Below are 10,305 nucleotides of genomic sequence, written 5' to 3' on the forward strand. Positions count from 1 at the left end.
CTGCTGGGCGTCGGATCCGCTGGGGGCGGCGGCGGCCGGGGCGGCCAGGCCCAGGACGGCGGCCGACAGTCCGGCAGCGGCGGCGGTGGCGAGGGTGAGCTTGTTCATGTCGGGTTCCTCTTCTCGGTGCTCTTCTTAGCTGATCTTGGTCTTCTGGTGCGTGTAACCGGCAGGTCAGAGCGGTGATTCCGGATGGCAGGAATTGAGCGTCGGCTGGCAGCAACCCACCCCCCGGCTGCGCCGAAACGGCATTCCGGCAGCGAAAGTGCGAGAAAGGGCCTGCCGGAATGCCAGTTCGGCGCACGGGGGGCGTCATACTTGCGGACATGGCAGACAGAGGTGACAGACCAGTTCGAACCGGCCCGGAACGGATCCGCAAACTCGCTCAGGCGGCGCTCAACGCCGATGTCACCGTCGAGCAGGTCGACACGATCCTGGAAGGCCTGAGTGAAACGCTCGAGGACCTCAACCACTCCACCGCCAACCTCGACACCACCCTGGAGCGGTTCAACGACGTCATCAGCCAGATCAACGAACTCGCACCCCGGCTGCAATCCGTCGTCGACCGGATGGAGGGCATCGTCGCGCGGGTCGAACGCATCGTCGGCATCGGCGAATCGGTGATCTCCCCGTTGGCCGCCACCGAGCAGGTGGTCCGCGACGCCGTGAGCAGGGTCCGCCGCAGCACCGGGCTGTGAGGGTTCAGCCGCTGTTGCGCAGCGCGGTGGCCAGGCCGCTCATCGTGAGCAGGATCCCCCGCTGCACCAACTCGTCCTCGTCTCCGGAGCGGTACCGGCGCAGCAACTCCACCTGCAGGTGGTTCAGCGGCTCCAGATAGGGGAACCGGTTGAACACCGAGCGGGCCAGCGCCGGGTTGTCGGCCAGCAGGTCGTCCTGGCCGGTGATCAGCCGGTGCATCCGGATGGTGCGCTCGTGTTCGTCGACGATCTTGTCGAACACCCGCCGGCGCAGCGCCTCGTCGGGCACCAGCTCCGAATAGCGCGCCGCCAGGCCGAGATCCGACTTCGCCAGCACCTGCGCCATGTTGGACAGGACCGTGGTGAAGAACGGCCACCGTTGGTACAGGTCCTGCAGGATCTCCAACCTGCCCTTCCCCTCGGCGATCCACTCCTCGAACGCCGTACCGGTGCCGTACCAGCCGGGCAGCATCACCCGCGACTGACTCCACGCCAGCACCCACGGGATCGCGCGCAGATCCGAGATCTGGGTGGTGGGTTTGCGCGACGTCGGGCGACTGCCGATGTTCAGCGCGCCGATCTCGCTGACCGGCGTCGACGCCTTGAAGTACTCCACGAAACCGGGTGTCTCGTGCACCAGGTCGGCGTAGGCGCGCTGGGCGCGCGCAGCGAGTTCGTCGAGCACCTCGTAGGCCGGTCCCGCTTCGTCACCCAGGCCCTCGACGTCGAGCAGCGTCGCCTCCAGGGTGGCGGCAAGCAGTGTCTCGAGGTTGCGCCGCGCGATCTGGGGCTCGGCATACTTCGCCGCGATGATCTCGCCCTGCTCGGTGAGGCGCAGCGACCCCTGCACCGCGCCGGGCGGCTGGGCCAGGATCGCGTCGTAGCTGGGCCCGCCGCCGCGGCCCACGGTGCCACCGCGACCATGGAAGAGCCGCAACCGGATACCGGTCTTGCGGGAGGACTCCACCAGGTCGAGCTCGGCCCGGTACAGCGCCCAGTTGGCCGCCAGGTAGCCGCCGTCCTTGTTGGAGTCGGAGTAGCCGAGCATGACCTCCTGGCTGTCGCCACGAGCGGTGACGATGGCGCGGTACAGCGGCAGGTCCAGCGCCGCCTCCAGGATCGACGAACCGCGCTGCAGATCGTCGATGGTCTCGAACAGCGGAACGATCCCCACCGGCGCGTACGGGTGCTCGGATGACGCGTCGAGCAGCCCGGCCTCCTTCATCAGGATCGCGGGTTCGAGCATGTCCGACACCGACTGGCACATCGAGATGATGTAGTTCGGTACCGCCTCTGATCCGAACACCTGCACCGCGCGGGCCGCGGCGGAGACGATGCCCAGCTCCTTGCGGGCCAGGTCGGACAGTTCAGCGTCGGGGCCGACCAGCGGCCGGCGGGTGGCCAGTTCGGCGGCGAGCAGATCCACCCGCTCCGGCTCGCTCAGCGAGGTGTAATCCGGGTGCACCCCGGCCCACGCCAGCAGCTCGGCGATGACCTCCTCGTGCACGTCGGAGTTCTGCCGCATGTCCAGGCCCGAGAGGTGGAAACCGAAGACGCGCACCGACTCCCGCAACCGTGCCAACCGGTCGTCGGCGATCACGGCGCTGCCTTTGGCCCGCAGCGACTCGTCGATGACGTCGAGATCGGCCAGCAACTCGGCCGGCGTCTCGTAGGGCGCCATACCGAGGTCCAGCTCGTGTTCGGGCTGGCGGTCCAGGATCTGCGCCGAGGTGGCCGTCAGCCGGGCGTGCACCACCCGTAGCGCCCGCCGGTAGGGTTCGTCGGCGCGGGCCGGTTCGTGGCAGGAGTCGGCCAGCGCCGCCAGCTTCGAGCTGATGTGCACCAACCGCACCGACATCGACAGCTCCTGCTGCAGTGCGGTGAGTTCGTCGAAATAGTGTGCAAACGCGGTGTAGGCGGCGCTGCCGGTGGCCAGCCGCACGATCTCGGCGGTCACGTTGGGATTGCCGTCCCGGTCGCCGCCGATCCACGATCCCGGCCGCAGAATCGGCTCGGGCAACAGGTCGGCATCCGGCCAGCGAGCCTGAAGCTGCTGTCGGACCTCGGCATTCACCTGCGGGATCACCTCGAAGAACGCGGCCGGGTAGTACCGCAACCCGGTCTCGATCTCGTCGGAGATCTTCAGCCGGGACAACCTGATCAGGGCCGTCTGCCACAGGGTCAGGATGTTGCGGCGCAGCTCGAGGTCGATGTCACGGCCGTCCTCGGTCTTGGCCAGTCCGAGCATCCGCAACCGCATGAGCTCGGTGATCCGGTGCTGGGTGTCGAACACGGTCCGCCGGCGCGTCTCGGTGGGATGTGCGGTGATCACCGGTGACACCAGCGCGCCGACCAGGGCATCGGCGACAGTGGCGGCGGCCAGGTCGGCACCGTCGAGTTTGAGATACGTGGCGGCCAGGCTGCTGTCCCGCGGGGGTTCACCGGCGCCCTCGTGGATCGCCCGGCGGCGCTCGCGGTGGATGTCCTCAGCGACGTTGGCCAGCAACGCGAAGTGGGTGAACGCCCGGATCACCGGGATGGCCTGGTGCACGTCGATGCCGTCGAACAGCTTGGCCAGGTCGGCGCGGTCGATCTCGGAGCGGCGCACCCGGAAGGACTCGACACGGGCCCGCTCGATCAGGTCGAAGACCCCGTCACCGTTCTGCTCGCGGACGGTCTCCCCGAGGATCGCGCCCAGCAGCCTGATGTCCTCGCGCATCGGCTCGGTCGCCTCCCGCCCGATCTTGGTGCGACGGACCGAACCGATCGGTTCGAGCGAGCTGTCGGGAGCTTCAGACATGCGTTCCAGTATCGGTGCGCCGGTGACCGCGTGCAGGACGAAGCCATCTCGGGCAGGATGAATTCATGCCCGGCGAAGCGTCGACCGTCTACCCCGCACGTCGGGTGATCACGATGGACCCGACGATTCTTGACGCGAACGCGGTCGCGGTCGGTGACGGCCGCATCACCGCCGTGGGAACGCTCGAGGACCTGCGCCATCTCGGGGACATCGATGAGTCGTTCGCCGACGCCGTCATCTGCCCGGGACTGATCGACCAGCATCTACACCCGGTGCTGGGTGCCAGCGCACTGATGACGGAAGTGATCGCCACCGAGGACTGGAATCTGCCCGGCAGATTCTGCCCCGCAGCCACCTCGGCCGAGCAGTACCTCAGCGCGCTGCACGCCACCGACCAGCGTCTGGCTCCCCGAGAATGGTTGATCACGTGGGGCTACCACACGCTGTGGCACGGCCCCCTGGACCGGGCGGTCCTCGATAGGGTCAGCAGCACCCGACCGATCGCGGTCTGGCAACGCTCATGCCACGAGTGGTTCCTCAACTCGGCGGCCATCGAGGCACTCGGCATCACCGCCGACGAGATGGCTGGCCACGGCCCGGTCAGCGCCATGGTGAACCTCGACGCCGGTCACTGGTGGGAGTCGGGAGTGAACCTGTTGCTGCCGAAGCTGGCACCGATGTTCCTCAGCATCGACAAGCTCACCGTGGGGCTGCAACAACTCGTCGCCTACCTGCATGGCAACGGCGTAACCGCGATCAACGAACCCGGCATCGTCTGGGAACTCGAACCGTGGCCGCTCTACCAACAGATCCTGGGCGCCGACCAGACACCGCTGCTGTCGACCTTCCTGGTCGACGCCCGCACCCAGGCCGACCACGGCATGGATCCCGCACGGGCGGTGGCCGATGCCGAGGCCCAGGTCGCACGGGCTACAAGCGGCAAGGTGCGGTTGCTGCCCAAGCAGGTCAAGCTGTTCGCCGATGGTGCGGTCATCAGCCAGCTGATGCAGATGCGCGACCCCTACCTCGATGACCACGGACTGCCCGACCTCTGCCACCACGGTGAGTGGATGATGCAACCCGATGATTTCCGGGCCTTCGCCAAGGTCTATTGGCGGGCTGACTGGCAGCTGCACATCCACGTCAACGGCGACGCCGGCCTGGATCTGGTGCTCGACACCATCGGGGAATGCATGGCCAGCCATCCCCGTACCGATCACCGCACCGTGATCGTGCACTTCGCCAATTCCAGCGAGGAGCAGGTGGACCGCATCGCCGACCTGGGCTGCATCGTCTCGGCGAACCCCTACTACACCGTCGGCTTCGCCGACCGCTACGCCGAACACGGTCTGGGCCCCGAGCGGGCGGACGTGATGGTGCGCTCTGCGTCGGTGCTGCGCCGCGGCGTGCCGCTGTCGTTGCACTCCGATCTGCCGATGGCCCCCGCCGCGCCGCTGACGCTGGCCTGGTGCGCAGTGAACCGGCGCACGCCCAGCGGCAGAACCGCCGGACCCCAGCAGTGCGTGTCGGTGCATGACGCCCTGCGCGGGGTGACGATCGAGGCCGCGTACTCCTGGCGGCTCGAAGACGAGCTGGGCAGCATCACACCGGGCAAGGTCGCCAACTTCACCGTCCTGGCCGAGGACCCGTACGAGGTCGACCCACTGCGGTTGAAGGACATCGCGGTGCTGGGCACCGTCTTTCAAGGGCGCTGGTTCCCCGTTCCCGACCCGGGCTAGCGGCAGCCGCCCGGGTCAGCGGCCGGCGAGGATCGCCAGCACGAACACCAGGGCGAAGACCAGCGCGATCACCGCTGCGACGACGACGAACCACACCCCGTTGTAGCGCTGCGGCGCCGGGCCCAGCGACCCGCGGCTGAACGTCCACACCGGCAGCTTGTACTCCAGCTCGACCAGCTGACCCGGGGGCACGATCACCGAATACGCGGCCGGCCCGACGCGGGGCGGCACCAGGTGGGGAACCCAGACCTGAACGTGATACTGGCCGGGCCAGGTCGGGTAGACGACCCGGCCCCAGGCCGACACCGGCACCTCGTAGCCGTTCAGCAGGACCTTGGGTTTGATCAGCCCGAACGCCCAGAACAACGCGAAGTACCGGGTCGTGATCGCCAGGCCCTGGCCGGGCGGGTGCGGCGTGTTCAGCTGTACTTGATCTGCAGGGCCATGCCGATGATCGACACCACCCAGATGCCGGTGACGAACAGCGTCAGCCGGTCCAGGTTTTTCTCGACCACGGTGGAGCCGGACAGGCTGGACTGCACACCGCCACCGAACAGGCTGGACAGACCGCCGCCCTTGGCGCGATGCAGCAGGACCAGGAGCACAACCAGCACACTGGTCACGACCAGGATGATCTGCAGGGCCAATTCCATGGCCGCCAGACTACATCGTCACGGCATCCGCTCGAGCCAGGCCCGGCATCCCCTACGGCAGCGGCCCGCCCGCGGCGATGGCCGACAACGTGGCGAACTGCTCACCGTCGAGTGAGGCGCCGCCCACCAGTGCGCCGTCCACGTCGGCCTGACCGACGATCTCCCCCACGTTCTTGGCGTTGACCGATCCGCCGTAGAGCACCCGCACCCCTGCGGCGATCTCCGGCGATGCCAGATTGGCCAGCTCCTCCCGGATCGCCTTACAGACCTCCTGCGCGTCGGCGGCACTGGCCACCCGGCCGGTACCGATCGCCCACACGGGTTCGTAGGCGATGACCGACTGCGCGATCTGGTCCTTGCTCAACCCGGCCAGCGAGCCGCGAAGCTGCTCGACGTTGTACTCGACGTGGTTGCCCGCCTCCCGGACCTCGAGATGCTCTCCGATGCAGATGATCGGGATCAGCTCGTGCTTGAACGCCGCCAGCGCCTTGGCGGCGACCAGCGCGTCGTCCTCGGCGTGATAGGTGCGCCGCTCGGAGTGCCCGACCACGACGAACGAGCAGCCCAGCTTGGCCAGGAAGGCTCCGCTGATCTCGCCGGTGTAGGCGCCCGAGTCGTGCTTCGAGAGGTCCTGCGCGCCGTAGGTCAGCCGCAGTTTGTCCCCGTCGACGAGCGTCTGCACGCTGCGCAGGTCGGTGAACGGCGGAATGACGGTGACGTCGACCTTGTCGAAGTACTTGTCCGGCAGCGAGAACGCGATCTTCTGGACCAGCGCGATGGCCTCGAAGTGGTTCAGGTTCATCTTCCAGTTGCCGGCGATCAGCGGCTTACGCGACACGGTGGCCCCTTCAGGACTCGAGTACGGAGATGCCGGGCAGGGTCTTGCCCTCGAGGTATTCCAGCGACGCGCCGCCGCCGGTGGAGATGTGCGAGAAGCCGTCCTCGGCCAGGCCGAGCTGGCGCACGGCCGCTGCCGAGTCCCCGCCGCCCACCACGCTGAACGCGCCCTTGCCGGTCGCGGCGATGATCGCTTCGGCGACGCCCTTGGTGCCCGCCGAGAACGCCGGGAACTCGAACACCCCCATCGGGCCGTTCCAGAACACCGTCTTGGCGTTGGACAGCAGCGTGGTGAACCGCTTCACCGACTCCGGCCCGATGTCCAGGCCCATCTTGTCGTCGGGGATCCGGTCGGCGGCCACCGTCTCGGGCGGCGAGTCGGCGGCGAACTTCTCGGCGACCACGATGTCCACCGGCAGATGCAGCACATCGGCGTAGGTGTCCAGCAGCTTGCGGCAGGTGTCGACCATGCCCTCTTCGAGCAGCGAAGAACCGACCGAAAGCCCTTGTGCAGCAAGGAATGTGAAGCACATTCCGCCGCCGATGATCAGGCTGTCCGCCTTGGTCGCCAGGTTCTCGATCACCGCCAGCTTGTCGGAGACCTTGGAGCCGCCGAGGACCACGGCGTAGGGCCGTTCGGTGGATTCGGTCAGCTGCTCGAGAACCTTGACCTCGGCGGCGACCAGCGTGCCGGCATAGTGCGGCAGCAACTTGGCGACGTCGTAGACCGAGGCCTGCTTGCGGTGCACCACCCCGAAGCCGTCGCTGACGAAGGCCGCACCCTCGCCGACGAGTTCGGCGAGCGCCTTGGCCAGCGACTCCCGCTCGGCTTCGTCCTTGCTGGTCTCGCGCGGATCGAACCGGATGTTCTCCAGCAGCAGGATGTCACCGTCGGTCAGGCCCTCCGCGCGGGCCAGCGCATCGCTGCCGACAGGGGAACGATCGGGGCCGCCGGCCAGCTGCACGTGCCGGCCCAGCCGCTCCCCCAGCTCGGCGGCCACCGGGGCCAGCGAGTACTTGGGGTCCGGGGCGCCCTTGGGCCGGCCCAGGTGTGCGGTGACCACGATCTTGGCGCCGGCATCGCTGAGCGCCTTCAACGTCGGCAACGATGCGATGATCCGGCCCGGATCGGTGATGCGCTCACCGTCGAGCGGGACGTTGAAATCGGAGCGCACCAGCACGCCCCGACCCGAAACGCCCTCTGCCAAAAGGTCGGAGAGTGACTTGATCGACGACGAAGCCATCGGGCTTACAGCGACTTGCCGACGAGACCGACGAGGTCGACGAGGCGGTTGGAGTAGCCCCACTCGTTGTCGTACCACGACACCGCCTTGGCCTGGTTGTCGATCACCTTGGTCAGGCCGGCATCGAAGATCGAGCTGTGCGGATCGGTGACGATGTCGCTGGAGACGATCGGCGCGTCGTAATACTTCAGGATGCCCTTCATCGGACCGTCGGCGGCGGCCTTCATCGCGGCGTTGATCTCGTCGGCGGTGGCCTTCTTGGCCAGTTCCACGGTGAGGTCGGTGCACGAACCGGTGGGGATCGGCACCCGCAGGGCGTAACCGTCGAGCTTGCCCTTGAGCTCGGGCAGCACCAGACCGATGGCCTTGGCCGCGCCGGTCGAGGTCGGGACGATGTTCAGTGCCGCGGCCCGGGAGCGGCGCAGGTCCTTGTGCGGGCCGTCCTGCAGGTTCTGGTCCTGGGTGTAGGCGTGCACGGTCGTCATCAGACCCTGGACGATGCCGAACTCGTCGTGCAGCACCTTGGCGAACGGCCCGAGGCAGTTCGTGGTGCACGAGGCGTTGGAGATGATGTTCTGGCTGCCGTCGTACTTGTCGTCGTTGACGCCCATCACGATGGTGATGTCCTCATCGGTGGCCGGCGCGGAGATGATGACCTTCTTGGCCCCGGCGTCGAGATGGCCCTTGGCCTTGTCGGCCTTGGTGAAGATGCCGGTCGACTCGACGACCACGTCGACGCCGAGGTCGCCCCACGGCAGCGCGGCCGGCCCCTCCTTGACCTCCAGGGCCTTGATCTTGGTGCTGCCCACGACGATGGTGTCGTCGCCTTCGAGGCTCACCTCGTAGGGCAGCCGGCCCAGAATGGAGTCGAACTTCAGCAGATGCGCCAGAGTCGCGTTGTCGGTGAGGTCGTTGACCGCGACGATCTCGATGTCGGGGTTGTTGCCCTCGGCCTTCTGGGCATCCAGGGCACGGAAGAAGTTGCGTCCGATACGGCCGAAGCCGTTCACGCCTACCCGGATCGTCACGTGTGTCTCCTCTGTATCGCTCGCGGACCTGAACTGCTCGGCAGCCAGCCTAGTAGAGGACGGTGCCCCCTCGCTCGCCGCTGGCCCGGACCGCTACTAGCGCACCGCCAAACTCTGGTCGACGAACGGGTTCCCGAGCCATCTGCGGCGCAACCGCTGCAGGGTGCCGTCATCCTCCAGCTCGGCCTGGGCGACCTGCAGCCGGGCCCGCAGCGCCTGCTCGGCGGGTGCCACCGCGATCGCCAGCGACTCGGTCGAGATTCCGTCACGCTGCACGATCTCGACATCGGGAACGTGTCTGACCAGCTGCGTCAATGCCGGCGCGAGCTTCATGACGGCGTCGCATCCGCCGGCGGTCAGGTCGGCGATCGCGGTGCCCACCGCGCCGTAGTCGTAGACGCGCACGGTGGCGGCCTTGCCTGCGGCCACCAGGCGTTCGGCGATCGCCTGGCTGGTGTTGCCGCGCTGCACCCCGATGGTGAGCCCGCCGAGGTCGTCGATCGAACGGACGCCCGGCAACCGCATCACGTCGACGGCCAACGCCTGCCCGGAGATCACGTACGGCGGCAGGAACGCCACGGCGTGTTCGCGCTCGGCGGTGACGGTGGCGCCGGCGGCCACGCAGTCGTACTCCCCGGCGGCCAGCCGGGCGAAGATATCCTCGAAGTCCGCGCTGTCCTCGAAGGCGACGAACTCGACCGCGACGCCCACCGCGGCGGCGATCGCCGTCATCAGGTCGATGTCGAGGCCGCCGCCGGGCATCGCGTTGAACGGCGGCTCCGGGTAGGCGACTCCGACCCGCAAGGTCTGCACTCCGACGACGCTACCGCGCCCCGGGGGCTGCTAGGCGTCCTCGAGCAGGTCGGGTGTCACCGCAGATTCGGTGTCCGGTATGCCGTCCTGTTTGGCCTTGCGGTCAGCCATCGACAGCAGCCGCCGGATGCGTCCTGCCACAGCATCTTTGGTCATCGGCGGATCGGCGAGGCGGCCCAGTTCCTCCAGCGATGCCTGCCGGTGGGCGACCCGGAGGCTGCCCGCGGCGGCGAGATGGTCGGGCACCGTGTCACCGAGGATCTCGAGCGCACGTTCCACCCGCGCGGCCGCGGCCACCGCGGCGCGCGCCGAACGGCGCAGGTTCGCGTCGTCGAAGTTGGCCAGCCGGTTGGCGGTGGCGCGCACCTCGCGGCGCATCCGCCGCTCCTCCCACGTCAGGCGGGTGTCCTGGGCCCCCATCCGGGTGAGCAAAGCGCCGATCGCCTCGCCGTCGCGGACCACCACGCGGTCGGCGCCGCGCACCTCGCGGGCC

The 10,305-nt window shown here is 68.2% G+C and carries 10 protein-coding genes; 2 read left to right on the forward strand and 8 right to left on the reverse strand.

What is annotated here, in order from left to right:
- The first annotated feature begins 326 nt into the window (after positions 1-326).
- Positions 327-698: an ATPase gene (locus ACXAID_RS24790; protein ID WP_475024836.1), complete on the forward strand. Its 372-nt coding sequence runs from the start codon at positions 327-329 to the stop codon at positions 696-698.
- A gap of 4 nt (positions 699-702) precedes the next feature.
- Here the strand turns inward: ACXAID_RS24790 and ppc are convergent, their stop codons facing one another.
- Positions 703-3,498, reverse strand: a complete 2,796-nt coding sequence (ppc, locus tag ACXAID_RS24795) for a phosphoenolpyruvate carboxylase (RefSeq protein WP_475024837.1) — start codon at positions 3,496-3,498, stop codon at positions 703-705.
- 65 nt (positions 3,499-3,563) lie between these two features.
- Between ppc and ACXAID_RS24800 the strand changes: the two genes are divergently transcribed.
- On the forward strand, positions 3,564-5,237 hold the full coding sequence (locus tag ACXAID_RS24800; RefSeq protein WP_475024838.1) for an amidohydrolase: 1,674 nt from the start codon (positions 3,564-3,566) through the stop codon (positions 5,235-5,237).
- 15 nt (positions 5,238-5,252) lie between these two features.
- Here the strand turns inward: ACXAID_RS24800 and ACXAID_RS24805 are convergent, their stop codons facing one another.
- The 7 genes from ACXAID_RS24805 to whiA form a co-directional block, all read right to left on the reverse strand.
- Complete coding sequence (locus tag ACXAID_RS24805; RefSeq protein WP_475024839.1) at positions 5,253-5,603, reverse strand: hypothetical protein; 351 nt, start codon at positions 5,601-5,603, stop codon at positions 5,253-5,255.
- A 53-nt stretch (positions 5,604-5,656) separates the two neighbouring features.
- Entirely contained in the window at positions 5,657-5,890 is a 234-nt protein-coding gene (gene secG, locus ACXAID_RS24810) for a preprotein translocase subunit SecG (RefSeq protein WP_475024840.1), read from the reverse strand.
- 52 nt (positions 5,891-5,942) lie between these two features.
- Positions 5,943-6,728: a triose-phosphate isomerase gene (gene tpiA / locus ACXAID_RS24815; protein WP_475024841.1), complete on the reverse strand. Its 786-nt coding sequence runs from the start codon at positions 6,726-6,728 to the stop codon at positions 5,943-5,945.
- Positions 6,729-6,738: 10 nt separating this feature from the next.
- A complete protein-coding gene (locus ACXAID_RS24820) occupies positions 6,739-7,971 on the reverse strand; it encodes a phosphoglycerate kinase (RefSeq protein WP_475024842.1) in 1,233 nt (410 codons plus the stop codon).
- A gap of 5 nt (positions 7,972-7,976) precedes the next feature.
- Positions 7,977-8,999 carry a type I glyceraldehyde-3-phosphate dehydrogenase gene (gene gap, locus ACXAID_RS24825; protein ID WP_475024843.1) on the reverse strand — a complete coding sequence of 341 codons (1,023 nt, stop codon included), beginning with the start codon at positions 8,997-8,999 and terminating at the stop codon, positions 7,977-7,979.
- A 96-nt stretch (positions 9,000-9,095) separates the two neighbouring features.
- Positions 9,096-9,812, reverse strand: a complete 717-nt coding sequence (locus ACXAID_RS24830; RefSeq protein ID WP_475024844.1) for an ABC transporter substrate-binding protein — start codon at positions 9,810-9,812, stop codon at positions 9,096-9,098.
- Positions 9,813-9,842: 30 nt separating this feature from the next.
- Positions 9,843-10,305 (reverse strand): DNA-binding protein WhiA (whiA, locus tag ACXAID_RS24835; protein WP_475024845.1); only part of this gene is annotated, 463 nt, incomplete at its 5' end.

This window comes from Mycobacterium sp. ABE4_509 (assembly GCF_056160785.1).